General features: G+C 64.9%; 26 protein-coding genes and 1 pseudogene. 8 read left to right on the forward strand and 19 right to left on the reverse strand.

Features of this window, described 5'->3' with window-relative positions; translation table 11 throughout:
- Positions 1-78 precede the first annotated feature (78 nt).
- The 10 genes from ACE191_RS10550 to ACE191_RS10595 all read right to left on the reverse strand — a co-directional run bounded on the left by ACE191_RS10550 (position 79) and on the right by ACE191_RS10595 (position 6785).
- Positions 79-618 (reverse strand): DUF502 domain-containing protein, encoded by a 540-nt coding sequence (locus ACE191_RS10550; RefSeq protein ID WP_400192168.1) that lies wholly within the window; start codon positions 616-618, stop codon positions 79-81.
- Between the two features lie 70 nt (positions 619-688).
- Entirely contained in the window at positions 689-1576 is an 888-nt protein-coding gene (locus tag ACE191_RS10555; RefSeq protein WP_400192304.1) for a 4-hydroxy-3-methylbut-2-enyl diphosphate reductase, read from the reverse strand.
- Positions 1577-1648: 72 nt separating this feature from the next.
- Positions 1649-2512: a DUF1963 domain-containing protein gene (locus ACE191_RS10560; protein WP_400192169.1), complete on the reverse strand. Its 864-nt coding sequence runs from the start codon at positions 2510-2512 to the stop codon at positions 1649-1651.
- On the reverse strand, positions 2484-3188 hold the full coding sequence (gene cmk / locus ACE191_RS10565) for a (d)CMP kinase (protein ID WP_400192170.1): 705 nt from the start codon (positions 3186-3188) through the stop codon (positions 2484-2486). Before cmk ends, ACE191_RS10560 begins: the two co-directional genes overlap by 29 nt.
- A complete protein-coding gene (locus ACE191_RS10570) occupies positions 3185-3601 on the reverse strand; it encodes a hypothetical protein (protein ID WP_400192171.1) in 417 nt (138 codons plus the stop codon). Before ACE191_RS10570 ends, cmk begins: the two co-directional genes overlap by 4 nt.
- A gap of 182 nt (positions 3602-3783) precedes the next feature.
- Positions 3784-4173, reverse strand: a complete 390-nt coding sequence (locus ACE191_RS10575; protein ID WP_400192172.1) for a hypothetical protein — start codon at positions 4171-4173, stop codon at positions 3784-3786.
- Between the two features lie 11 nt (positions 4174-4184).
- Positions 4185-4829: a hypothetical protein gene (locus ACE191_RS10580; protein WP_400192173.1), complete on the reverse strand. Its 645-nt coding sequence runs from the start codon at positions 4827-4829 to the stop codon at positions 4185-4187.
- A 140-nt stretch (positions 4830-4969) separates the two neighbouring features.
- A complete protein-coding gene (locus ACE191_RS10585) occupies positions 4970-5710 on the reverse strand; it encodes a hypothetical protein (RefSeq protein ID WP_400192174.1) in 741 nt (246 codons plus the stop codon).
- A 147-nt stretch (positions 5711-5857) separates the two neighbouring features.
- Positions 5858-6511 (reverse strand): hypothetical protein, encoded by a 654-nt coding sequence (locus tag ACE191_RS10590; protein ID WP_400192175.1) that lies wholly within the window; start codon positions 6509-6511, stop codon positions 5858-5860.
- Positions 6512-6623: 112 nt separating this feature from the next.
- Positions 6624-6785, reverse strand: a complete 162-nt coding sequence (locus ACE191_RS10595) for a hypothetical protein (protein ID WP_400192176.1) — start codon at positions 6783-6785, stop codon at positions 6624-6626.
- An 87-nt stretch (positions 6786-6872) separates the two neighbouring features.
- On the opposite strand from ACE191_RS10595, the gene ade reads away from it, so the two are divergent.
- Entirely contained in the window at positions 6873-8531 is a 1659-nt protein-coding gene (gene ade / locus ACE191_RS10600) for an adenine deaminase (protein WP_400192177.1), read from the forward strand.
- A gap of 73 nt (positions 8532-8604) precedes the next feature.
- Here the strand turns inward: ade and ACE191_RS10605 are convergent, their stop codons facing one another.
- Both ACE191_RS10605 and ACE191_RS10610 read right to left on the reverse strand, forming a co-directional pair.
- The gene (locus tag ACE191_RS10605) at positions 8605-9021 is read right to left on the reverse strand and encodes a response regulator (RefSeq protein WP_400192178.1); all 417 of its coding nucleotides are present in this window, start codon (positions 9019-9021) and stop codon (positions 8605-8607) included.
- Positions 9022-9096: 75 nt separating this feature from the next.
- Positions 9097-10074 (reverse strand): annotated as a pseudogene (locus tag ACE191_RS10610) (PLP-dependent cysteine synthase family protein); the annotation flags it as partial.
- A gap of 260 nt (positions 10075-10334) precedes the next feature.
- Between ACE191_RS10610 and sucD the strand changes: the two are divergent.
- The 3 genes from sucD (at position 10335) to ACE191_RS10625 (ending at position 13765) form a co-directional block, all read left to right on the forward strand.
- Positions 10335-11228: a succinate--CoA ligase subunit alpha gene (gene sucD, locus ACE191_RS10615; RefSeq protein ID WP_400192179.1), complete on the forward strand. Its 894-nt coding sequence runs from the start codon at positions 10335-10337 to the stop codon at positions 11226-11228.
- A gap of 140 nt (positions 11229-11368) precedes the next feature.
- Positions 11369-12364: a hypothetical protein gene (locus tag ACE191_RS10620; RefSeq protein ID WP_400192180.1), complete on the forward strand. Its 996-nt coding sequence runs from the start codon at positions 11369-11371 to the stop codon at positions 12362-12364.
- A gap of 84 nt (positions 12365-12448) precedes the next feature.
- Positions 12449-13765 (forward strand): cation:proton antiporter, encoded by a 1317-nt coding sequence (locus tag ACE191_RS10625; RefSeq protein WP_400192181.1) that lies wholly within the window; start codon positions 12449-12451, stop codon positions 13763-13765.
- 8 nt (positions 13766-13773) lie between these two features.
- Here ACE191_RS10625 and ACE191_RS10630 read toward each other — a convergent pair whose 3' ends face one another.
- Complete coding sequence (locus ACE191_RS10630) at positions 13774-14511, reverse strand: hypothetical protein (protein ID WP_400192182.1); 738 nt, start codon at positions 14509-14511, stop codon at positions 13774-13776.
- A gap of 101 nt (positions 14512-14612) precedes the next feature.
- Between ACE191_RS10630 and ACE191_RS10635 the strand changes: the two genes are divergently transcribed.
- Complete coding sequence (locus ACE191_RS10635; RefSeq protein WP_400192183.1) at positions 14613-16010, forward strand: mercuric reductase; 1398 nt, start codon at positions 14613-14615, stop codon at positions 16008-16010.
- Positions 16011-16043: 33 nt separating this feature from the next.
- Here the strand turns inward: ACE191_RS10635 and ACE191_RS10640 are convergent, their stop codons facing one another.
- Complete coding sequence (locus tag ACE191_RS10640) at positions 16044-16820, reverse strand: hypothetical protein (RefSeq protein ID WP_400192184.1); 777 nt, start codon at positions 16818-16820, stop codon at positions 16044-16046.
- Positions 16821-16890: 70 nt separating this feature from the next.
- Positions 16891-17610 (reverse strand): hypothetical protein, encoded by a 720-nt coding sequence (locus tag ACE191_RS10645; protein WP_400192185.1) that lies wholly within the window; start codon positions 17608-17610, stop codon positions 16891-16893.
- 182 nt (positions 17611-17792) lie between these two features.
- Between ACE191_RS10645 and ACE191_RS10650 the strand changes: the two genes are divergently transcribed.
- The 3 genes from ACE191_RS10650 to ACE191_RS10660 all read left to right on the forward strand — a co-directional run bounded on the left by ACE191_RS10650 (position 17793) and on the right by ACE191_RS10660 (position 19614).
- A complete protein-coding gene (locus tag ACE191_RS10650) occupies positions 17793-18398 on the forward strand; it encodes a hypothetical protein (protein WP_400192186.1) in 606 nt (201 codons plus the stop codon).
- 73 nt (positions 18399-18471) lie between these two features.
- Positions 18472-18960, forward strand: coding sequence for a hypothetical protein (locus ACE191_RS10655; RefSeq protein WP_400192187.1), 489 nt, complete (start codon positions 18472-18474; stop codon positions 18958-18960).
- Positions 18961-19092: 132 nt separating this feature from the next.
- Positions 19093-19614, forward strand: coding sequence for a hypothetical protein (locus ACE191_RS10660; protein ID WP_400192188.1), 522 nt, complete (start codon positions 19093-19095; stop codon positions 19612-19614).
- 85 nt (positions 19615-19699) lie between these two features.
- On the opposite strand, the gene rny is transcribed toward ACE191_RS10660, so the two are convergent.
- From rny to pheT, 4 genes are all read right to left on the reverse strand, one after another.
- Positions 19700-21361, reverse strand: a complete 1662-nt coding sequence (rny, locus tag ACE191_RS10665; RefSeq protein ID WP_400192189.1) for a ribonuclease Y — start codon at positions 21359-21361, stop codon at positions 19700-19702.
- A 208-nt stretch (positions 21362-21569) separates the two neighbouring features.
- A complete protein-coding gene (locus ACE191_RS10670) occupies positions 21570-21860 on the reverse strand; it encodes a cell division protein ZapA (protein ID WP_151079040.1) in 291 nt (96 codons plus the stop codon).
- A 33-nt stretch (positions 21861-21893) separates the two neighbouring features.
- Positions 21894-22190 carry a hypothetical protein gene (locus ACE191_RS10675; protein ID WP_151079038.1) on the reverse strand — a complete coding sequence of 99 codons (297 nt, stop codon included), beginning with the start codon at positions 22188-22190 and terminating at the stop codon, positions 21894-21896.
- A 104-nt stretch (positions 22191-22294) separates the two neighbouring features.
- Entirely contained in the window at positions 22295-24760 is a 2466-nt protein-coding gene (gene pheT / locus ACE191_RS10680) for a phenylalanine--tRNA ligase subunit beta (protein WP_400192190.1), read from the reverse strand.
- Positions 24761-24764: the final 4 nt, after the last annotated feature.

Raw genomic sequence — 24764 nt, forward strand, 5'->3', positions numbered from 1 at the left:
CAGCTAAACAGGCCGGCTAAAAAGGTTAACCAAGGCCGGTGCCGGCTGATAAATGATAAATGTTAATTGATAAATGACTCAAAGGCGGGCCACGCCGCCCGATACCACGAACTTCATGACCTGGGAGCTGGGCAAGTCGAGGCGTATCACGCTTTCCTTGGGCACCAGCAGCAGCTCGCCCGAGAAGTTGTAGGAGTCGGGGAAGTACACGGCCGTCAGGTCGTCGCGGTGAATCATATCCATGGTTTCCTGGGTCACGAAGCCGAGCTTGTAGCACTCGGTGCCGGCAAACACCTTCACCAGCACCGGGCAGTTGAACTTGGCTTCCTCGCCCAGCAAGGCGTCGAACACGTCCTTGATGCTGGAGTAGATGATGTTGACCACCGGCAGGCGGTTCAGAATCCGCTCACCCAGCACGATGAAGGGCCGTACGTGCGAGCCGATGTAGCCTACCAGCGTCAGCAGCACCACCATCAGCCCCAGCCCCAGACCGGGAATGCCGTTGAGGTCGAAGGCGCCGTCGAGCCAGCGGAACACGGCCAGCAGCAAGTAGATGGTGAGCGTTACCGGCGCCAGAATCAGCAGGCCGCGCAGGAAATAGCCAATAATCTTTTTCATGGCCGAAACACAAAACCGCCCGGTCGGGCCGACCGGGCGGGCAAGCTATTAAAATGCCGGGGGTGCTGCACTACGCCGGGACGGCCGCGCCGATTTCGGCAATGCGGTCGGCCACGCGCTGCATCAGCCACATGGGCGTGCTGGTGGCCCCACAAATGCCCACCGACTGGGCGCCCTCAAACCAGGCTTCGGCCAGCTCCTGCTCATTTTCGACGAAGTAGCTGCGCGGGTTGGTTTGCTGCACCACCGCGTACAGGGCCTTGCCGTTGGAGCTTTTGCGCCCGCTCACGAACACAATTACGTCGTGTTCCTGGGCAAAGCGGCGCAGCTGCGGCTCGCGATTCGACACCTGCCGGCAAATCGAGTCGTTGGCGTCGAAGGTTTCCTGCGGGGTGCCCGCGGCGGCCACGCGCTGCTCAATGAGCGCCTTCATGCGGTAGAAGCCCGCGGTGCTCTTGGTGGTCTGGCTGAACAAAGTGACGGGCCGCGAGAAGTCGACCTGGTCGAGGTCGGCCTCGTTCATCACGATGATGGCGCGGTTGCCGGTCTGCCCGGCCAGCCCGGCCACTTCGGCGTGCCCGGGCTGGCCGTAGATGACGATCTGCCCGTCCTGGCGCCGGGTGGCGTCGAAGGCGTGCTTGACACGGTTCTGCAGCTTGAGCACCACCGGGCAGGAAGCGTCGATGAGTGTGAGGTTGTTGCGCAGGGCCAGCTCGTAGGTTTCGGGCGGCTCGCCGTGGGCGCGAATCAGCACCTTGCAGTCGTGCAGGGTGCCCAGCTGCTCGCGGTCGATGACGCGCAGGCCCTGCTGGTGCAGGCGCTCCACTTCCATGCGGTTGTGCACGATGTCGCCCAGGCAATACAGCTCCGCGCTGTTTTCCAGCTCGTCTTCCGCCATCTGAATAGCGTACTCGACCCCGAAGCAATACCCGGAATTTTTATCGATGGTGACGTTCATGTCCTGCGGTTTGATCAAACGGGAGACGCGGCAAAGGTACGTTTAGTGCCGCAGCCCGCGGGTATTAGGTGGCTAGTGACAGGCCCAGCCGAAAGCCAGCACCGGCAGATGCCGGGCGCACTGTGAAATATGGCCGGTGCCCACATCCCCAAACATATACGGCAAGTGCTCCTCGGAAGTCAGCTGAAACAGCACCTGCATCGGCTCGTGGCACTCGGGGCAGGCCGGGTAGTCCGGTGCCTGCACCCAGTGGGGCCAGCCGCCCAGCTTGTCCTGGTGGGCGGGCAGCAGGGGCTCGGCGCTTTCCTGCTCCAGCCGCACGCCTTCGTCCAGGGTCAGCGTCAGGCCAATGGTCGGCCATTCTTCCCAGTGCGGGTAATCGGCCACCGCCCGCCAGCCGACGATGGTTTTGGCGGGCAAGCTCTCGGCTACTGCCCCCGCGGCTGGCGGCTCGGCCGGCGGCACCAGCCGCACCACCGAGCTGGAGCTGAAGGGCAAAAACCCGTCGTCGCACTCGTTGGGACAGTAATACAGCTGCAGCAGCTGGCCCTGCAGCCGGGGCGCCATTTCCGCGGGCAAATCGGCCGGGTTCAGCTGCACGAACAAGGGCATGGGCTGCTGGCAGCCGGGGCATACGGGCCCGGGGTGGCTGGCACTCACCAAGCCAAGGCCGCCGAATTTGGAAGCCAGCGCACCGTGGTCTGCGTCAACTGTCAGGGGCAGCCAGGCCGGGCGCGCGAAGGACCGGATCAGCCCTTGGAGCTCAGCCAGCGGCCGTTCGGGCGGCAGGCCTGGTTTGGCCGATTCATCAATCACAGCTGGCGGCAGGGGAATAGGTTCGGCGGGCACCGGGGTTGCCGGACGCCCCGAAAACAGGTTTTTCCACCAGCTCATTTCCCTCAGAAACTCAGGCCTTTTCCGCCATGCGCAGCGCATCCACCAGCACCGACGACACCCGCTCCAGCACGAAATCCACCTGCTCGTCGATGGTGATGTGCGAGGTATCGAGTAGTACCGCGTCGGCGGCGCGGCGCAGCGGGCTTTCGGCGCGGGTTGAGTCGATGTGGTCGCGCTTTTGCAGGTTCTGGATGATGTCGTCGAGCGGCACCTCCTCCCCTTTCGCGGCCAGCTCCATCTGCCGGCGCATGGCGCGGGTGTGCACGTCGGCGGTCATAAACACCTTCACCTCCGCGTCGGGAAACACGGTGGTACCGATGTCGCGGCCGTCCATCACCACGCCGCGCTTGCGGCCCATGCGCTGCTGCTGGCGCACCATGGCGTGGCGCACGGCCGCAATGACCGACACCTCGCTCACGGAGTTGGAAATCCGCATCTGCCGGATGTCGTCCTCGCGGATGACGCCGTCGAGGCACAGCTCGTTGCGGCCGGTGCGGCGGTTGCGCTTGAAGCTGATCTGCAGCTGGTGCAGGGCTTCTTCCACCCGCGGCAGGTCGTCGAAGGAAATCTCGTGCTCGAGCAGGTAAAGGGTGACGCCGCGGTACATGGCCCCGGTGTCGATGTATGCATAGCCTAATTCGGCGGCTACGGCTTTGGCCGTGGTGCTTTTGCCGCAGGAAGAGTAGCCGTCGATGGCTATGACGATGTTTTTCATGAAGCGTGCGTTCGGCGGGTGGCCGGCGGAAGCGGCACGGGAATCCACGTCCGCCGCGGCGCGGGCTGCTGCAGGCGGGCGGGCACCGACTGGTAAAACCCATCCACCGATTCAACAAGCCCGTGCGTGAGCTGACGGTCCACGTGCACGAACGGCCGCACAAAGGTATGCGCTCCAAGCTGTACGCCGACTACCCCGTGCTCGTTGGTTTCCCAACGCCCTCCAAATGAGTTGATAATGCACTGACCTAAAAAGCAGCCGAGGGCATTGACCACGCCGGCGCGGGCGCCGGGTTCAATTTCATGGCGTTGTTGTTCAATAAAATCGGTGAGTGCCCGCACGGCGACAGCGTCGAAGGCGGATACGTTGAGTTGTTGCCGCACAGCTTCGGCGGCAGTCCGGAGTTCTTCCATGACAAGAAGAAGTAAGAAAAAAGAAAGATGAAGCAACCCGCGTTCGGGAGACAACGTAGTTACAAAATTTTTGCCGCAAACGCGAATTTTCAGCAAAAAAATACCCCCAAACCCTAGTCCGGTTCGGGGGCTATTTATTGAATTATTCTGTTAATTTCTTACTGCAAACGTTTGGGGTAGGCCTAAATCCAGCTGCGCTTTTTGGGCGGCTCGGCCAGGCGGGCCGGCATGGAAGCGTAGAAGGCCGTAACCGACTCGCTTAGTCCTTTCTCCAGCTGCATGGCTACCCGGAAAAACGGGTTGAAAAACAGGTCGCCGCGCACGCCGATGCCGGTGGTACCGTCGGGCGCCGAGGCCCATTCCCCCTGAAAGCCCTCGACCAGGCACTGCCCCAGGAATGCGCCCAAGGCCACCACCACCCCCTGGGTGGTTTGCGGGGTGAGCAGGGGGCGCTGCTCTTCAATGAATGCTTCGAGGCGCTGCACGGCGGCCTCGTCGAAGGCGTTGACCTCGAGTTGCTGCCGCACGGCTTCGGCGGCTTGCTGGAGTTGGGCGAGGGGGTTTTCGGACATTGGAACGAACGTTAGGGAGAAACCGGGGCCGCGGCCGCCGTTTGGGTTTGCCAACTTACGTACGTGGCCAGCAACTGCGGGGTGTCGCGCCAGGGCCGGGCGGCGCCGGTGCGCAGTTGCCGCGCCACCGCCGGGCACGCGCCGAACTGCGCCAGCATCCAGGCGCGGTACGCCCGGGCTCTGGTGGGCACTACCTGCAGCGGCTCCGCTCCCCGGCGCAACAGCATCACCTGGGCGGTAAGCGCCGTCAGGGGCGAAGGGTTTTCCGAATGGTCATACTGGTAGAGTCGGTACTCGCCCTGGCGCAGCAGTTGCCGGGCAAAGCCCTGGGCCACCAGCTGCCCGCGGCCCTTGGGCAGCACGAAGTGCTGCACCGCTGCCATCGTGTCGGGGCCCACCACAAAGCGCTTTACCTCGCTGGGGAAGTAGGGCCGGAAGTCGGGACGGTCCGGCTCGCCCAGGTACACCCGGTCGCGCCGCCACTGGTGCACGCGCGCGGCGTGCCAACGGCCGTCGGGGGTCTGGTAGCGGCCGTGCAGCCCCGTGCCGCGGTACTGGGCGGCGTCGGCTGCCGGCGCGGGAGTAGGTGGCGGCGCGGCGGCGGAAGGTACCCGCTGGGCCAGGCAGCCGGCCGAAGCCAGTAGTAGCGCGGTCAACAGGCCAGAGAAGCGAAACGAGGCAGCAGTCATATAGTCGGGAGGCCGGGCAGCGGCCGGCGCGTTGCACGTCATTGGCCGGGTTTGTTGCAAGCCCCAAAGCGTGCTGATGCACCTTCCTCAGCGCGGCCACCTACCAATTACTCGCCCTTTTCCCCAGCGGCCGCCGCAAAAAAGGCCGTCGTATCGAATCCGGCGGGCTTCCAACGCAGGTATACCTCGAGGATCTGCCGGAGGTGCTCCGGCTGCAAGGCGCTTTCGCCGCCTTTCAGTTGCTGCGCCAGAATCGGGTGGTCCCCGACGAGCAGCAGCATGGCCGCCCGAAAGTCCCTGGGCTTCTTCGGCAGCACGGCCGCCTTGCCATCGACAAAGCGCAGCAGGGGTAGTTCGCCAGCGGTTGCCCGGTAGCTGAGCAATTCGACCTGCGGCCGCCGCCAAAGCCGCCGCCCTAAAACCGTGGCAGGCGGCAGGGCTTCTTTTCCTTTGGCGACCAGGGCAAAATGCGCTTGGCGGACGACGGCAAAAGAGTCCTGGTGGATGACCACTCCCTCCAAAGCCTCCAGATGCAGCGTGTTGGCCGCACTGCCCTGGCCTACGGTTACGTTCCGACTCGTCAGTACCAGGTAATCCGTTTCCCACGCAGCACCGCCCACCCGGTGAAACTGCCCGCGCCCCCGGGTGACAAACTGCATGTCGGCGGCGGCAACGGAGTTGGCCACCAGCACCGCCACAATGCCCACCAGTTGCCCGTAGCTGGCCGGAATGCCCACCAGCAGGGCCGCCATCAGCAACATGAGGCGCCTGCCTGTCCGCTTGCGAACTGGCGGCGAAGCAGCTTGAGAAGAAGCTCTAGGCGTGGAGTTGGGCGAAAGCTCAATCATAAAACAGAGTTGGGACCTAACGAGGGCTGGGCAATATCCGCAACCGCAACGACTGTTGCCGCTGCCGGCGGGTGACCACCGCGGGACTTGCGGGTGAAAATGGTCGATTTTTTTTGGCGCAGCCTGAATCCTGGAGCCGCCGGTAGCTCAGCGGGCGGCCTGTTTGCCCGCCAGGTATTTCCACAGCACGTAGGGCGTCTGTGAGTGAAAAATCTGCCCGCGCTGCAGCTGCTCCGCCAGGGCCGCGTTGTCGGCCAGGATGGGTAGCATAAACGCCTGAAACGCCTTTTGCTGCTCCGGCACCGTTTCCAGCGGCCCATCGGGAGTGCGCTGCAGCAGAAACACCGTGGTTGGCTCGGTCAGGCCCGAGCGGTCGAAGTGCTGGCGCCGGTACAGGCTGTAGCCCTGCTGCCCCACTACGCGCTGCACGAAACCGGCCGAGCAGTAATAATCCTGCTTTTTAACCCGGTACGTAAACCGGGTGAGCACCTGCATGGTGTCGCGCCCGACGACCACGCGCTTGACGCTCTCCGGACCCAACGCCTTTTCGCGGTTGTCTTCTTCGGGCCGCCGCACCAGCAGCACGTCGCCGCCGCGCACGCACACCCTGGCCGCTACCCAGTCGCCGCCTAACTGCTGGTAAGCGCCGGGCCGGAAAACGGGGGTGGCAGCACCGGATACCATATTGAAGCCCGAAATAGCCGCCCCGATGGCTCCTCCCTGCGCGTGGGCGCCCGGCGCCGCTCCCAGACCGGCCACCAGCAGCGCCAGCAGCCACTTGCGGCCCGGCAAGCCCGCCACCCACCGAGGGCTGCCTTTTTTCGGGCGGACGTAATCAGTCGCCGACGGACTCAAATGCAGTAACATTTCCCTCATACCAAAGCACAATTCGGGCAATATACCGCCCGTCGCCTCAGTGCGAGTCGCAGGGACAGGGCGTTTTGCCGCCTTTGGCTTTGCGCTTAAACGTCGCCGTTTTCTTCTGCTGGGCCGTGCGGCGGGCGCAGCCCGTAGTGAGGGGCACCGAAGTACCCAGAATGAGCAGGGAAAGCAGCAATGTCAGGGTCTTCCTCACCGGTAGCTAGAATTTCAGGCAAAGATAACCTTCTTTGCCCGCTGGCTTGAACGCCGCTTTCTTCCGTTTTGTGCCTTTCCCGCCGCTATGTCCGTCGATTTCCTGCTCCGCGCCAACCTCATTGACTTGTTTGCCCGCACCATCCGCCCCGCTACCCTGCAGGTAGCCCAGGGCCGCGTGGCCGCCATAGCCTACGAAGGCGATGCTGCCGACCCGGCCCTGCCCTACGCCCTGCCGGGCTTCGTGGATGCCCACGTGCACGTGGAAAGCTCCCTGCTGGTGCCGGCCGAGTTTGCCCGCCTGGCCGTGGTGCACGGCACCGTGGCCACCGTCTCCGACCCCCACGAAATCGGCAACGTGCTGGGCGTGGCCGGCGTGGAGTTCATGCTCGACAACGCCCGCCAGTCGCCCTTTCACTTCTGCTTTGGGGCGCCTTCCTGCGTGCCGGCTACCACCTTCGAAACCGCCGGTGCGGTCATCTCGGCCGACGACATCGAGCAGCTGTTCCAGAATCCGCAGATCGGCTACCTGGCCGAGATGATGAACTGGCCCGGCGTGCTGCACGGCGATGCAGACGTGCTGGAAAAGATTGCCCTGGCCCGCCGCTACAACCGCCCCATCGACGGCCACGCGCCCGGTCTGCGCGGCGACGACGCCCGCCGCTACGCCGCCGCCGGCATGAGCACCGACCACGAGTGCTTCACTGCCGACGAAGCCCTCGACAAGCTAGCCGTGGGCATGCACATTCTCATCCGCGAGGGCTCGGCCGCCCGCAACTTCGAGGCCCTGGTGGATTTGCTGCCCGAGCACTCGGAGCGCATCATGTTCTGCTCCGACGACAAGCACCCCGACTCCCTGGTGCTGGGCCACATCGACGCGCTGGTGCGCCGGGCGCTGGCCCGCGGCATCGACTTGTTTAAGGTGCTGCGCGCCGCCTGCCTGAACCCCGTGCTGCACTACCGCCTCCCGGTGGGCCTGCTGCGCGTGGGCGACGCGGCCGACTTTATCGTGGTCGACAACCTGCGGGATTTCCGGGTGCAGCACACCTACCTGCGCGGACAGCTGGTGGCCGAAAACGGCCAAACGCTGCTGCCGGCGGGCCGCAACCTGGCGCCCAACAACTTCCAGGCCCGCCCCGTGCAGGCCGCCGACTTCCGCCTGGCCCCGGCCGCCGCCGCGGCTTCGGTCCCGGTGCGCGCCATCCGCTGCTACGACGGCCAGCTCATTACCAGCGCCGAGCCTGCCCAGGTACCGGTGCACGACGGCAATCTGGTAGCCGACGTGGCCGCCGACGTGCTTAAGCTCACGGTGGTCAACCGCTACGAGGCCGGCGCCGCCCCGGCCGTGGCCTTCATTCGCGGCTTCGGACTGCAGCGCGGGGCACTGGCCAGCAGCGTCGGCCACGACTCGCACAACATCACCGCCGTGGGCTGCGACGACGAATCCATTGCCCGCGCCGTGAACCTGGTTATTGCGGCCCGGGGCGGGCTGGCGGCCGTGGGAGCCGCGGGCGAAGAGCTGCTGCTGCCGCTGCCGGTGGCCGGGCTCATGTCCGACGGCGAAGGCTACGCCGTAGCCGAGGCCTACACAGCCGTCGATCAGCTGGCTAAGCAACTGGGCAGCATCCTGGCGGCGCCGTTCATGACCCTCTCGTTCATGGCCCTGCTGGTGATTCCCGCCCTCAAGCTCAGCGACAAGGGTTTGTTCGACGGCGAGAAGTTTGAGTTTGTGCCCGTGTTGCAGTAGCGCGGCCCCAAGGCGCACAAAAAAGCCGCTCCGGTTGCCCGGAGCGGCTTTTTTCGTAAAGGGCAAGTCCGGCTTAGTTGAGGCCGGCGAAGTGCTTGTCCAGCAGCTTCTGCATCTTTTCTTCCGTGAGCGGCTTGGCCAAGTATTCCACGCCTTCGTACTGCGCCACCCGGCTGGTATCGGCCGAGTGCATGGAGGTGGTGAGCACCGCCATAACGGTTTTTTCGCGCAGCTCGGGCGACAGGCGGTTGTACTGGTTTAAGAACTCGAAGCCATCCATGCCGGGCATCTTCAGGTCCACAAATACCAGGTCCGGCGCCTCGTCGACCGAGGGGGCGGGCTTGCCCCAGAAGTGGGCAAAGGCCTGTTCGGCGTTGGTAAACGACAGTACGTTGTCGGCCAGGTCCAGCCGCTGCAACAGGCGGTTATTCAGGAAGCTGGTGGTTTCGTTGTCGTCGATCAGGACGACTTTCTGCAGTTTGCGTACCATAGCTGATGCCGGGTTAAGTGAATGATAACCGGCCACGGCAGCAGTCGGCTTAAGTACTTAAAGGTACGAAAACTATTCGATCCAGCCCTGCTCGCGCATCCACTCGTCGTTGTAGATTTTTCCGAGGTAGCGCGTGCCGTGGTCGGGCAGCACGATAACCATCGTGTCGCCTTCCTTGAGGTTTTCCTTGGCGTATTCGAGGGCGCCGTGCACGGCCGAGCCGCAGGACCAGCCCACGAACAAGCCTTCTTCCTTGGCCAGGCGGCGCGTCATCAGGGCCGCGTCCTGGTCGGTTACCTTGATGAACAGGTCGATCAAGTCGAAGTCCACGTTATTGGGCAGAATGTCCTCGCCGATGCCCTCCGTTTTGTAGGGGTAGATTTCGTTTTCGTCGAAGATGCCCGTTTCCTTGTACTTCTTGAACACCGAGCCGTAAGTATCGAGGCCGATGCTCACGATGGCCGGGTTCTGCTCCTTGAGGTACTTGGCCGTGCCGCAGATGGTGCCGCCGGTGCCCACGCCGCAGGCGTAGTGGGTGATGGTGCCTTCGGTCTGCTTCCAGAGCTCGGGTCCGGTGCCCTCGTAGTGCGCGGCGGTGTTGGAAAGGTTGTCGTACTGGTTGGGGTAAAACGAGTTGGGCGTCTCTTCGCTCAGGCGCTTGGCCACCGAGTAGTAGGAGCGCGGGTCTTCGGGCGCCACGTCGACGGGGCATACCACCACCTGGGCGCCCACGGCCCGCAGAATATCCTGCTTTTCCTTGCTCTGCTTGTCGCTCATCACGAAAATGCACTTGTAGCCCTTGGCAATGGCGGCCAGCGCCAGGCCCATGCCGGTGTTGCCCGAGGTGCCCTCGATGATGGTGCCGCCGGGCTTGAGCAGACCGGCCTTTTCGGCGTCTTCGATCATGCGCACAGCCATGCGGTCTTTCACCGAGTTGCCGGGGTTGAAGTACTCGACCTTGGCCAGGATGGTGCCGGGAATGCCTTTCGTGACGCTGTTCAGCTTGACCAGCGGCGTGTTGCCGATGGCTTCAATGATGTTATTGAGGTACATGAGCGGGAGGTTGGGAAAGCGCAAAGGTACGGAAAGGCCGGATGGTGAGGGGGCCAAATGGTGAGCCGACCGCCGGGCTGCCCGACGGCACCAGGCGCTTTCCCGGTTAACCCGGACGGCGGCGGACAGGTGCACCCGCGCCGCTCAAATTCACAATTTCCCCACCTCCGGGTTTCGCCGCCGCCCGAAAAGGCTACCTTTGCGGCCGTGCCGCCGCGGGCGCCACACTCCCACCGATATTTCCTCCCAACCTACCCCACATGAGCGTACTGGTCAATAAGGACTCGAAAGTGATTGTGCAGGGCTTTACGGGCTCCGAAGGCTCGTTTCATGCCCAGCAAATGATGGACTACGGCACCAACGTGGTGGGCGGCGTGACGCCCGGCAAGGGCGGCCAGCAGCACCTGGGCAAGCCGGTCTTCAACACCGTGGCCGACGCGGTAGCCGAAACCGGCGCCGACACCACCATCATTTTCGTGCCCCCGGCCTACGCCGCCGATGCCATCATGGAGGCCGCCGACGCCGGCATCAAGGTTATCGTGACCATCACCGAAGGCATTCCCACCAAGGACATGATTGCGGTGAAAGAGTACCTGAAGGGCCGCGAAGGCCTGCGCATGATCGGGCCGAACTGCCCCGGCGTGATGACCGCCGGCGAGTGCAAAGTGGGCATCATGCCCGGCTTCATCTTCTCGAAAGGCAAAATCGGCATCGTGTCGAAGTCGGGCACGCTGACCTACGAAGCCGTTGACCAACTGACCAAGGCCGGCCTGGGCCAGACCACGGCCATTGGTATCGGCGGTGACCCCATCATCGGCACCACCACCAAGGAAGCCGTGGAGCTGCTCATGAACGACCCCGAAACCGAGGGCATCGTGATGATCGGCGAAATCGGCGGCGGCATGGAAGCCGAAGCCGCCCGCTGGATCAAGGAAACCGGCAACAAGAAACCCGTCGTCGGCTTCATTGCCGGCCAAACGGCGCCTCCCGGCCGCCGCATGGGCCACGCCGGCGCCATCGTCGGCGGCGCCGACGACACGGCCGCGGCCAAAATGGCCATCATGCGCGAGTGCGGCATTCACGTGGTGGATTCGCCGGCCGAAATCGGCGACACCATGCTGCGCGTGCTGAAAGGCGACAAAGTATCGGCGTAAGCAGTAACACTTGCCCAAGTTCTGCAACGAGCAGCCAGCATGATGCTGGCTGCTCGTTGTGTTTTCGGGCTTTTATTCGTCGCCGCCGCTGCTTAGTCTTGTATACTTGCTCCGATAATCCACCCGTTTGTACCCGGCCGATGAACCGCTTTGCTTCCCTCCTGTGTGCATTGCTTTTTCCGGCGGCGGCTGCGCTGGCCCAACGACACGTTGTGGTGCAGGATGCGCGCACCGGCCGGCCGGTAGCAGGCGTTACGGGCCGGCTGCGCGGCCCCGGCCCGGTGTATACCAGCGACGCCCAGGGCCGCTTGCCGGTGGCGGCCGACACCGGCCAGGTGGAGCTCACGCACGTATCTTACCAACCCTTGCGCGTGCAGCTCCGCGGCCAGTCCCCGCCGGCCACCGTTCAGCTGGAGCCGCGCACGGTGGAGCTGGCCAACGTAGTCGTGCATTCCGCCAACCAGGTGCTGCGGCTGGCTCCGGCCGGCGACCTGCACAAGAGCGGCCCTTCCGACACGCCCAACTGGTACGCCCGGGCCATCTGGCATCAGCCCCCCACAACCGAAGGCACGTACCGGCTGCGCGCCGTGGAGCTGCTGCTGGCCAAACGCCCGCTGTGCAGCCCCGACGAGGTAGTGCAGGACCAGCAGGCATTTCGCGAGGGCCGGGTACGGGTGCGCTTGCTGGTGCCGGCCGCCGATGGCACGGTGGCGCTGGCCGATTCGCTGACGACGGCTTTCATCATTACGCCGGCGGAGTCGCGCCGCAACCACAAAGGCACCCTGCGGCTGGATTTGACGAGCCGCCACCTGCTGCTGCCGCCGGCGGGGGTGGTGGTGATGGTGGATGTGCTGCCCACCGCGGGCAACGAAACCATGGCCAGTTCCGAGCTGGCACCGGCGCGCAACCGCGTGGCCGTGCGCTGCCACCTGCCCGGCGGCGGCAGCAAGCTGCGCATGACATCCGCCTGTGATTATCCGGCCCTGGCTACCACGTGGAATGCCGCGCCGGCGCAGTGCATCTCGGTGATGGTGCCCGAGCGCTACCCAGCAGTAGATAAGCGGCTCTCGTTGGTGCCCATTAGCAAGCGTTCCACGCCCAACCTGGCCGTAACGGTGGAGCTGCAGCAGCTGTAAGCCCGGCGGCCGCGCCACCCCGCGTCACCCGTTCTGTCGGGGTTTCCCGTAGTACCCGGTAGTTGCTTGCCTCACCGTTACTGCATGTCTCCTTACACCATCGGGCTGACGCTGCTGGGCCTAGCCATTCTGGGCGTGGCCTGGCTGCCGTCGCTGCTAGAGAAATACCCGCTCTCCTACCCCATTCTATACCTGCTGCTGGGCATGGGCGTGTTTGCCCTGCCGCTGGGTTTGCCCGTGCCCGACCCGCTGGCCCACCCCCAGCTGGTCACCCACGCCACCGAGCTGTGCGTGATTGTGGCCCTCACCGGCACCGGCCTCAAGATTGACCGCGCGTTTTCGTGGCGCCCCTGGCTGCCGCCGTTGCTGCTGGTGCTGGTGCTGATGGTGCTGAACATTGCCGGGCTGACCGGCGGCGCCTGGCTGGTGGGGCTGCCCCTGGCCAGCGCCGTGCTGCTGGCCGCCTGCCTGGCCCCCACCGACCCCGTGCTGGCCGGCGACGTGCAGGTGGGCGACCCGGGCGAGGGCCGCGAAGACAACGTGCGCTTTGCCCTCACCGGCGAGGCCGGCCTCAACGACGGGCTGGCGTTTCCCTTCGTGTATCTGGCCCTGGCGCTGCTGCCGGCCGCTACGCCCCTGGCCGAGCGCCTGCAGGAATGGGCCTGGCACGACGTGCTGTACCGCACGGCCGCCGGCCTGGGCCTGGGCTGGCTCTCGGGCAAGCTGCTGGCTTTGCTCATTTTTCACCTGCCCAAGCGCGTAAGCATCAAATCCAGCGCCTACGGCTTCGTGGCCCTGGCCGTCACGCTGCTCTCGTACGGAGTCACCGAGCTGGTGCACGGCTACGGCTTTCTGGCCGTGTTCATTGCCTCGCTCACGCTGCGCAGCTACGAGCGGAAGCACGAGTACCACAAGCAGATGCACGCCTTCACCGACCAGCTGGAGCGCCTGCTCATCGTCATCATCCTCATTCTGCTGGGCGGGGCCATCGTGCACGGGCTGCTGGCCCCGCTCACTTGGTCTGATGCGGCCCTGGGTCTGGGCCTGATTTTCCTGCTGCGCCCCCTGGGCGGGTTGCTCACCCTGGCCGGCGTGCCGGGCATGACCTGGGCCGAGCGCGCCGTGGTGTCGTTTTTCGGCATTCGCGGCATCGGTTCGCTGTTCTACCTGGCCTTCGCCCTCGAAAAAGGCGACTTTGACGACCCGCGGCGGCTGTGGGCCATTCTGGGCTTTACCATCGTGGTGTCGATGGTGGTGCACGGCATCCTGGCCACGCCGGTGATGGACTGGCTGGACCGCCGCCACGGCCGCCCCATTGCGGCCGAAATAGCCGAAGAAACCCGGGAGGAAGAACAGCGCGAGGAAGGGCCAGAGGCCAGGGCGGAACCCGGACGGCAGTAGCCGCGGGTTTAGTCTTCGCCGCGGCCGTCGCCGCCCAGGTTCAGGATAAAGCCGAAGCTGAACACCGAGTTGGCTGCCGTCAGGTACTTGCGGCGCTTCAGGCCGAAGGTCCAGCCACTCATAAACTGAAACTTCAACGGCCCCACCAGCCCGATGCGGGTGTAGCTCACCGGCTCGAAAAAGATGTTGCTCTCGCCGGGCGCCCGCTGACCATTCAGACGGAAATCGGTCATGTTGAGGTAGCTCAGGCGCAAAGCCGCTCCGTAGCGCACCGGCCAGTCGCGGCCCAGCACGTGGTAGGACTCCTTTTCCTTCTTGGTGTAGTTCACCTGCGCGAAATACTTCTCCAGCCGGGCGTCCTGCTCCTCGCGGGGTTGGTCGCCGCGGGCGTACTCCAGGCGCTTGGCCCGGCCAAACCCGCCCCCGGCGTACACCTCCAGAATGCGGCTCTGATCGGCCCCGAAGCGGGTGTGGTAACCGGCGCCCACCTCGCCCAAATCCTGCTCCAGGAAGCGCTTTTTGCCATTGTTGTGCAGCGACGAAGCGGTGGCGATGAGGCCGATATGCTCGCCGGGCGCGTAGGCCCCCTGCACGGTGAAGTTTTCCTTGAAGTTGGCGTGCAGCCCGCCGCTGAACTCACCCTTCTGGGTGAGCATGGGCGCGGCCGCGGGCGGCGGAAAGTACACCGAGGCGCAGCCGCCCAGCAGGGGCAGCAGCGGCAGGGCAAACAGGCGTTTCAGGGGCATGGCAACGAAGCGGATGTTGGGCCTGACAACGACCGGCGGCCCATTTCGTTGTATCAGGCACTCACTCTCGCCACCGGCCCGCGGGCCCAAGATCGGTTTTTATGTCGCATTCCACGCGTTTCGACGCCATCATCATCGGCTCGGGGCAGGCCGGCACGCCCCTGGCCTACGCCCTGGCCGACGCCGGCCGGCAGGTGGCCCTGGTGGAGCAGCACTACCTGGGCGGCTCGTGCATCAACTACGGCTGCTCGCCCACCAAGGCCCTGCTCACGGCCGCCCACCGCACCCACGCCATTCGCACGGCCGGCGAGCTGGGTTTGCGCGTGGCCGAGCCGGTGGTGGACATGGCCGCCGTAATGGCCCGCAAGGACGCGCTGGTGCAGCGCCACCGCGAGGCCATCCGCAAAAACCTCACCCAGGAGCACGCTGGCATCCGCGTCCTGCACGGGCACGCGGCTTTCACGGGGCCGCACACGCTGCTGGTTACGCCTACCCAGGGCGCGCAGGCCGCGCTCATTACGGCCCCGCTGGTGTTCATCAACACGGGCACGCGGGCCCGGCTGCCGGCGGTGCCGGGCCTGGCCGAAGTGGGGGTGCTCGACAACGAGACCCTGCTGGATTTGGCGGAGCTGCCCGAACACTTGCTCATCATCGGCGGCAGCTACATCGGGGTGGAGTTCGGGCAGATGTACCGGCGCTTCGGCAGCCGGGTAACCATTGTGGAAACCGAGGCCGCCCTGATGAGCCGCGAGGACGCCGACGTGCAGCAGGGCCTGCTGAAGGTGCTCAAGGACGAGGGCGTGGAGTGCGTGTTGGGGGCCGAGGTGCAGCACGCCTCGCGCGCCGCCGACCGCCACCTGACCCTGACGGTGCGCACCCGCGGCGGCACCGGGCGGCGGCTGCGCGGCTCCCACCTGCTGGTGGCCGCGGGCCGGCAGCCCAACACCGACTCGCTGAACCTGAAAGCGGCCGGCATCAAAACCGATGAGCGGGGCTACATTCAGGTGGATGAGCACCTGCGCACCGGCGTGCGCGGGGTGTATGCGCTGGGCGACGTGAAGGGCGGGCCGCAGTTTACCCACATCAGCTACGACGACTACCGGCTGGTACGCGACCAGGTGCTGCACGGCCACGTGCGCGGCACCGGCGGCCGCCCGCTGCCTTACGTGGTGTTTACCGAGCCGCAGCTGGGCCGGGTGGGCTTGTCGGAAAAGGAGGCGCAGGCCCGGGGCGTGGCCTACCGGGTGGGCAAGCTGCCGGTGGAGCACATTGGCCGGGCGCGCGAAACGGGGCAGACTGCCGGCTTCATCAAAGTGCTGGTGGGCGCCGACGACCGGCTGCTGGGCGCGGCGGTGCTCTGCGCCGAGGGCGGCGAGCTGATGAGTCTGCTGCAGGTAGCCATGGCCGGGGGGCTGAAGTACCAGCAGCTGCGCGACATGGTACTGGCCCATCCTACGTGGTCGGAGGCCGTCAACAACCTGTTTGGGCGGCTGAAGTAACGGCTGCGCCAGCCCCGCTACTCCCTGCGTCCGCTACGGCTGCGGCGTGGGGGCGGCGCGCTTGGGCAGGCGGTGGGGATAAAACACCACGCCCACCGTAGCGAGCAGGGCGCTCTGGCGCACGTAGCGCACCGTGGAGGGCTGGCGCAGCAGCTGCTCGTCGGTGTAGCCGGCGCCCCAGGAGGCCCCGAAAGCGGTTTGAAACTGCAGCCAGGACTGTTCGCGAGTCGGCATAAAGCCAAAGCGCATCAGCAGGGTGGGCTCGTGGCGGGTGAGGTGGCGCAGGGGCACGGGTTGGCCGTTCACCAGCAGCTCGTCGAAACGAGCTTGGGTGAGGCGGTAGACGGCGCCCAGGGCCACGTAGTCCCACTCCCACACGGCGCTGGCCTGCCCGAATACCTTGTGGTAGCGGCTGGTGTAGTGCATCAGCTCGGAAGTGCCGAACAGCGGGGCATCAGCGAAGCCGCGGGCGCTGCGGGCCTGGCCGTAGCCGCCCAGGCCGCTGAGCACCAGGTGGGGCGTGGGCGTGAGGTAGAAGCCCAGGCCGCCTTCGAGCTGCTGGTTACGGGCGTAGGTGGTGTCGCGCCCATCGGCTTTGAACGCGCCGCCGGCCAGCACCAGCACGTGCTTGACGGGCGAGTAGGCGGCCGAGCCCACCACCTGCCCATTCAGGTGCACGTGGGCGGCTACCTCGGCCTGGCCGCGGTCGGTGAGCAGGGGCGCGGCAGGCTGCATGGGGGCATAGACCGAGCAGGCGCTGAGCAAAACGGGCAGCGCCGGCAGCAGCAGGCGCAGGTAGCGGTGGAGCATAGGAGCAGAAACGGGGAAAAGCAAGAGAGGGGCCGCCAGACGGCCGCGGGCCCGCGGCAAGACTGGCGGCTTAATGCCCCTGGCCGAGCAGGTGCGGGCGCAGCACCACGCCCAAACCCACTACCACGGCGTTGGTAGCCAGGTAGCGCTGCGTGCGGCGGGGCAGGTCGAGGCGGGCGTTGGAGTCGACCATGGGCAGGCCCAGGCTGAACTGGCCCTGCCAGGGGCCGCGGCCGGTGCGCACGAAAGCGGTGGGCTCGAAATAGGCGGTGGCCAAACCGGTAACGGGCTGGCCGTTGCGGCGCAGCTCGCGCACGTCGAGCCAGGTGTGGCGCAGCACCAGGCCGCCGCTGGCGCCTTCGCCCAGGAAGCTGATGCTGAGCTGGGCGCTGACGGGGCGGTAGCGGGCCTGGTAGGTGATGGTGTCGTGGCTGCCCTGGTCGCGCAGGGCGCTGTAGGCGGTGCCGTAGCTGCCCAGGGCCGCGAGGTGCAGGTATTGGCCCACTACGGCGTAGAACCCGCCGCCGACGCTGGCCTGGCGGCGGGTGCGGTAAGGATTGTCGGAGCGGCTGCGGATGCCGAAGGAGCCGTCGGCGGTGAGCACCACGTGGCGCAGGGGCGAATAGGCCACGCTCAGGCCGGGCTTGGTGAAGGTGGCCAGGCTGGCCTGCACTTCGGCCTGGCCGCCCTGCTGCACCAGGGGCACGGTGGGCAGGGAAGGCGTGTACACGGCGCAGCCGCTGAGCAGGGCGCTAGCCGCCAAAGCGGCCAGGAAGTAGATTTGGGACATAGACACGACGGATAAGAGGTTTGGGAACCGAAGATAGGAGGCCGGGCGGGTTAGCAGAAGTTGCACGGGCGCGGCGGCGGGTACCCGAGCGGGAGGAAAACGGAGCTTCCGTTTTGTTGGCCTGCCACCACTTATCATTGTGTTCCTCGCAAACGGGTGTTTGCGGGAATCATGCCGGCACTATGGCTTTGGGCAACGAAAAGTGGTACGCCAGACTCTTATGGCTGATTGTGACCTTGCAATGCGCCGTTATTGTTAAAAATTTTATCCTATATACTCCCTTACCTTCTTCTGAAGACACTTATATAGTCATACATAATAATACCAGTGAAGACATTATTCTTTTCGGAATTCCGCAGAATGACACAATAGCCACAAAGTATTTTCGACAGTCCTCAACCTGGCTATTGCTGCATCGTCTCCCTGCTGGCTTGGAAACCCAGCTACGAGTTCAAGGTAGAACTGTACGATATTTTTGCCTTTATGCCAGTGATAAAGCGGCTAAATCGGGTGCTTTATCATCCGATAAATGCCATCTTAAAGAAGAAGTTACTCAAAGCGAACGGAAAGCAATGGCAACGTTACTTAAAGAAATAGCCACGTACTCTTGCTTGACTATTTTGGCTTGGCTATTCGTGCTTCTGCATGTCATATTTAGAAAACGCCTACCCATATCAACATCTTCCTGGATAGCTATTGCCGTCTTATTTATGATGGCGTGCCTGAAATCAACCTCGTTGTTAAATAACCTGGATTACTTATTTACCGCTCTCAGACACTTTTATTAGCCGGTTCAATCAACCATTTCAGTCGCTCGTAAAAGCGCCGGATGCTTCTTCGCCTGCTACAGTCCACCGCCCCATGAAGCTGCTTTTCTTGTTTCTGCTGGTGCTGAACAGCACCCTAAGTCAGGCCCAGGTGGGGCCGCCCGAGTGGGTGCGGGGGCGGCAGTACCGCGGGGTGATTTTCGGCACGGAGTACAGCATTGCCCGGGCTACCGGCCTGAGGGATGCGCGCTACCGGCCCACGGCGCAGGAAGTGGCAGTGGCCGAACGCCTGCTGCGTCAGCAGCTCAAAGCCCTCAACAGCGGATTGAGCAGCCAGGGCGGCGGCCAGCCCGTGATTCACCGCAGCCTGGGCCGGTACCGGCGCCAGTACTTCGGCCTGATCAACGCGAGCGGGGAGAAAGTCATCTACATCAACTGCGTGTGGGGCCGGGATGCCTACGCCACCGCCTCGCTCGGCTCCGCACTCGTGACGGTGCTGGACGGGGGCAGTCAGTATTGGAACGTGAAGGTGAACCTGACCCGGGGCGTGGTGTATGATCTGGCCGTGAATGGAGTAGCGTAAGGCGCTTCGGAACGGTAGTTTAGCCGCAGTCCGCGCACGATGCTGCCCCGAAAGCGAAAAGGCCTTTGGTTCGCCTAGCCTAGGTATGACCCAATGCGACAACTCCCACCCGGTCCTTAACGCTTCTGCCCCATGAATCGACTTGCCTCCCTCCTGCCCGGCCTGGGCCTGCTGCTGGCCCTGGCCGCTGCGGCCCCGGCCGCGGCGCAGCCGCCGGCGCGCCACGCGCTGTACCTCGAAGCCGGCGGCCGGGGCCCGTACTACTCACTGAACTACGAACGGCGGCTGCGGCCCGGCGCGCGGCTGCAATGGGCCCTGAGCGTGGGCGCGGCCGTGCTGCCCGACGAGGTGGCCCTGCCGCTGGGCCTCACCGCGCTGACCCACCCGCAGGGGGCGCACCACGCGGCGCTGGGCCTGAGCGTGACGCCGGCCGTGCAGCACTACCGCACGCTGGGCGCCCGCGAAGATTACTCCGACAAGCTCCTGTACCTGGCGCCCGGGCTGGGCTACCGCTACCAGCGCCCCTTGGGCGGCCTGCTGCTGGCCGTGGGCGCTACCCCGCTTTGGCGCCTCGACCCGCCCTCCTACGACCCCTGGGACTTCTCGGTGCGGTTTTACCCCTCGGGGCACCTGGCGGTGGGCTGGGGATTTTGAAGGTAACAAGGCCACTGACTAACGCACAAACGCCCGCCGCAACAGGTGTTACGACGGGCGTTTTGGGTACTGCTATCAGTTCCTCCTACTTGGCGTAGGCCACGGCGCGCATCTCGCGAATCACCGTCACCTTGATCTGGCCGGGGTACTGCATTTCCTTCTCGATTTTCTGCGAAATCTCGCTGGAAAGCTCCTGGGCGCGGTCGTCGGTTACGTTGTCGGCGTCCACAATCACGCGCAGCTCGCGGCCGGCCTGGATGGCGTAGCACTGGTTCACGCCCTTGAAGCCGTTGGCGGTTTCCTCCAGCTGCTTGAGGCGCTTGATGTAGCTCTCCATCATCTCGCGGCGGGCCCCCGGGCGCGAGCCGCTGATGGCGTCGCAGGCCTGCACGATGGGCGAAATCAGGGCCGTCATCTCGATTTCGTCGTGGTGGGCGCCGATGGCGTTGACCACGTCGGGGTGCTCCTTGTACTTCTTGGCCAGCTCCATGCCCAGAATGGCGTGGGGCAGCTCGGGCTCCTCGGTGCTCACCTTGCCGATGTCGTGCAAGAGGCCGGCGCGGCGGGCGTGCTTCACGTTCAGGCCCAGCTCGGCGGCCATGGTGGCGCAGAGGTTGGACACTTCGCGCGAGTGCTGCAGCAGGTTCTGGCCGTACGAGGAGCGGAAGCGCATGCGGCCCACCATCTTGATCAGCTCGGGGTGCAGGCCGTGAATGCCCAGGTCCACGATGGTCCGCTCGCCGATTTCCACGATTTCCTCGTCGATGTTCTTGCGCGTCTTGGCCACGATTTCCTCGATGCGGGCCGGGTGAATGCGGCCGTCCTTCACCAGCAGGTGCAGCGAGAGGCGGGCCACCTCGCGGCGCACCGGGTCGAAGCCCGAGATGATGATGGCCTCGGGCGTATCGTCCACGATGATTTCGACGCCGGTAGCGGCTTCCAGGGCGCGGATGTTGCGCCCCTCGCGGCCGATAATCTTACCCTTCACGTCGTCCGACTCGATGTTGAACACCGAAACGCAGTTTTCGATGGCGTGCTCGGCAGCGGTGCGCTGGATGGTTTCCAGCACCACTTTCTTGGCGTCCTTGGTAGCCGAGAGCTTGGCCTGGGCCACCACGTCCTTGATGTAGCTGCTGGCCTGGATCTGGGCTTCGTTCTTGAGCCCTTCCACCAGCTGCTCGCGGGCCTCGGCGGCCGTCAGGCCCGAAATGGTTTCGAGCTGGGCCTGAATCTGCAGGCGCTGCTCTTCTACTTCGCTGCGCTCCTGGTGCAGTTCTTCTACCAGCTGCTCGTGGGCCACGCGGCGCTTTTCTTCCTGGGCCTCGAGCTTTTCGAGCTGGCGCTGGGTGTCGTTCTGCACTTTTTCGCGCAGGGTATCGAGCTCCTTTTCCTTGCGCTGCACCTGCTCGAGCTGGCGCTGCGAGGCCTGGGTGAGCTGCTTTACGCTGGCTTCCTGCTGCAGCACCACTTCGCGGCGCTGCGCCAGATCCTGGTCGGCTTCCTGGCGGAGGCGACGGATTTCCTGCTCCGATTCGTTGCGAATCTGGCGGGCTTTGTCTTTGGCCTGCTGAATGCGCTCCTCGCGCATACGGTTGGCCTTGGCTTCGGCTTCCTGCAGCAGTTCCTGGGCGCGGGCCTGGGCCTGCGCTTCCACGTCCTGCCGGGCTTTGCCGGCCAGTTGCCTACCCGCCACGAAGCCCACCACGAGGGCCACGACGGCAGCTAGGACGATGTATAGTATATCCATGGGGGTGTTTGTTGGGAAATGGAACAAGCACCACAGCCGTGGAGTAAGCGGCTGCCGCAACGGCAGGTTTCCGGACCGGGCCGTCTGCCCAAGGGTCCTTTCGGGTAGCGGGTAGTTGGTATCCGGTAGTTGGACGGCTGGCCCCGACGGTCAGCTCACGTATCGTCCAACTATCTTACTACCTCATACCCAGTACCAGCATCTATTATCAGGCGAGTACCACCGACGAGAGCAGCTCGTCGAGGCGCGCGAGGCGCTCGGTGAGTGCGGCATCGGTACCGTCCTTTTCCTTGGTGGCCTTCACGCGGTCGGCCAGGGTCGTGAGGGCAATCATGGCCAGCAGGTCCTGCTTGTCCTGAATGCCGTACTGCTCCCGAAACTCCTTCAGCCGCTCGTTGAGCAGCCGCCCCGCGTAGCGCAGGCGCTCCTCCTCCTGGGGCGACACCCGCAGGGGATAGTCGCGGTCGGCGATGCGGATTTTGACGGAGAGTTCGGACACGGGGGTTAGGGGGTCATGCGGTGGGCGGTGGGGCTACTCCCTCAAATAGGCAAGGCACTTATCTAGCTCGCGGATGTATTCGTTGAGACGTTGTTTCAGCTCGGTTGCGGCAGCCGGCTCGCCGGCTATGGTATTAGCAAGTTTAACAATATTTTCCTGGTTCTGGTGCTCCCGCAGCTGCCGGTCCCGGTCGCGGATGTCGGCCTGCAGCTGGGCAATGGTGGTCTGGGCATCGGCCAGCTCCTCGCGCACGTGTTGATAGGCAGCCACTAAAGTAGTTACCTGCCGTTCGAGGCGGTCGAGCTGGGCAAGCTGCTGGGAGGAAGCCATGGAATGGGTTTTTTGTTTTTGGTTGGTGGTTTTTGGTCGATACCAGTGCCCAGCTACCCGGCAATCGGCACCCAATAACCAAAAACCACCAACCAAAAACCAGTTTACTTCCGAATCACGGCGCCGGCCTGCTGCTCAAACTGGGTCATGAGCTTCTGCATCACCTGGTCGATGGCCTGGTCGGTGAGGGTGCGCTCGGGGTCCTGCAGCTGAAAGCTGAGCGAGTACGACTTCTTGCCCGCGCCCAGGTTGTCGCCCTGGTACACGTCGAACACGTTCACCTCGCGCAGCAGCTTCTTCTCGGCCTTCACCGCAATCTGGCGCAGCTGCTCGAAGGTCACGCCCGCGTCGACCACCAGCGACAGGTCGCGGCGCACCTCGGGGAACTTGGCCAGCTCGGTTACCGACAGGGCCGTGCGGTATTTGCGCGTCAGCCACTGCCAGTCCAGCTCGGCGTAGAACACGGGCTGGTTCACGTCCATCTGCTTGAGCACCTTAGGCGACACGCTGCCCAGCTGCACTACGGGCTGGTTGTGCAGCAGCAGGGTAAGGCCGCCGCTGAGGTACGGGTGCTGCACGGGCTGGGAGCCGGGCTGAGCGTGGCCCAGGCTGCGCAGCACCTGCAGCACGGTGCCCGCCAGGTGGTGGTAGGCAGTTTTCTCGTCTTTCTGCTGCCAGCTTTCGGCCTGCACGTTGCCGGTCAGGTAGATGGCCAGCGTGGGGCGCTCCTTGTAGCTGCCGTCGGGCTGGCGGTGGTAGCTGCGGCCGAACTCGTAGAGCTTCAGGTCGCGCTGGCGGCGGTTGGCGTTGTGGCGGATGATTTCCAGGCCGGTGTGCAGCAGCGAGGGGCGCATCACGTCCAGGTCGGCCGAGTTGTAGTTGAGCACCCGCACCAGCGCCGCGTCGGGCTGCTCGGGCGAGGCCTCGTAGTAGCGCGAGTTGGTGAGCGAGTTGGTGATAATTTCGGAGTAGCCCTGGCCGCTGAGCAGGCGCGCCACGTCCTGGCGCAGCAGCTCGGGGTCGGGGTTGGGAAACTTGGCCAGAAAGGCAGCCGCGTTGAAGGGGCGCAGCGGCACGTGGTCGTAGCCGTAGATGCGCAGAATTTCCTCCACCACGTCGGCCTCGCGGGTCACGTCGACCCGGTACGGCGGCACCGACAGCAGCCACTCTGGTTGGTTGCTGGTTGTTGGTTGTTGGTTGTTGGCTCGTTCTCCTTCTGATTCCGACACGATGAGGATGTCCAGATCGGTCAGAATCTGGCGGATGCGCTCGGGCGCGATGTAGTGGCCAATGAGCTGCTCCACGCGCGGCAGCAGCAGGCGCACGGGCGTGTGCTCGATGGGCGCGGGGTACACGTCGACGATGGGGGCGGCCACGCGGGCACCGGCTACTTCCTGCAGCAGCAGGGCGGCGCGCTTGAGGGCCAGCGGCACCATGTGCGGGTCGGTGCCGCGCTCGAAGCGGAACGAGGCGTCGGTTTTAAGCTGGTGGTTCTGGGCCGTTTTGCGGGCCACGGCGGGCGCGAAGTAGGCGCTTTCCAGGAACACGCGGGTGCTGCCTTCGCTCACGCCCGAAGTTTTGCCGCCGAACACGCCGGCCAGGGCCAGCGCGGTGCCGGTGGCGTCGGCAATGACGAGGTCTTCGGCTTTCAGGCTCCGTTCGGTGCCGTCCAGCGTAGTCAGCTTCTCCCCTGCCGCGGCGCGGCGCACCCGAATACCCTGGCCGCCGAGCTGGTTGGCGTCGAAGGCGTGCAGGGGTTGGCCCAGCTCGTGCAGTACGTAGTTGGTCACGTCCACCACGTTGTTGATGGGCGCCAGGCCGATGCTGCGCAGGCGGCGCTGCAGCCACTCCGGCGAGGGGCCTACCTGCACCCCTTCCAGCAGCAGGCCGGCGTAGCGCGGGCAGCCTTCGGCGTCCTCAATCTCCACGCTGATGTTCTGCTCAGCCGAAGCCGGAGCGTGAAACTGGCTCACGTCGGGCAGCTGCACGGGCTGGCGCAGCAGGGCGCGCAGGTCGCGGGCCACGCCGAAGTGCGAGGCGGCGTCGGCGCGGTTGGGCGTCAGGCCAATTTCCAGCACGTGGTCGGTGCCCAGGCCGAAGTACTCGGCGGCCGGGGTGCCGTTGGGCAGGTCGGTATCGAGCACCATGATGCCGGCGTGCGAGGCCCCCAGGCCGATTTCGTCCTCGGCGCAGATCATGCCCTCCGAGGCCGCGCCCCGGATTTTGGATTTCTTGATTTTGAACGGCTCCCCGCTGCTGGGGTGCAGCACGGCACCCTCCAGAGCCACCACCACGCGCTGGCCGGCCGCCACGTTGGGCGCGCCGCACACGATGCTGCGCGGGGTACCGTCGCCCACGTCCACGGTAGTCAGGCTGAGCTTGTCGGCGTCGGGGTGCCGCTCGCAGGTGAGCACCGTGCCCAGCACCACGCCTTTCAGGCCGCCGGGCACGCTTTCCAGCTCCGCCAGCCCTTCTACTTCGAGGCCGGCGCTGGTGAGCAGAGCCGAAATTTCGGCCGGGGTTTTATCGGTGGGAAACAGCGTGCGGAGCCAGTCGAGGGAGATGTGCATAGTC

The organism is Hymenobacter sp. B81, assembly GCF_044628455.1.
Taxonomy (GTDB): Bacteria; Bacteroidota; Bacteroidia; order Cytophagales; family Hymenobacteraceae; genus Solirubrum.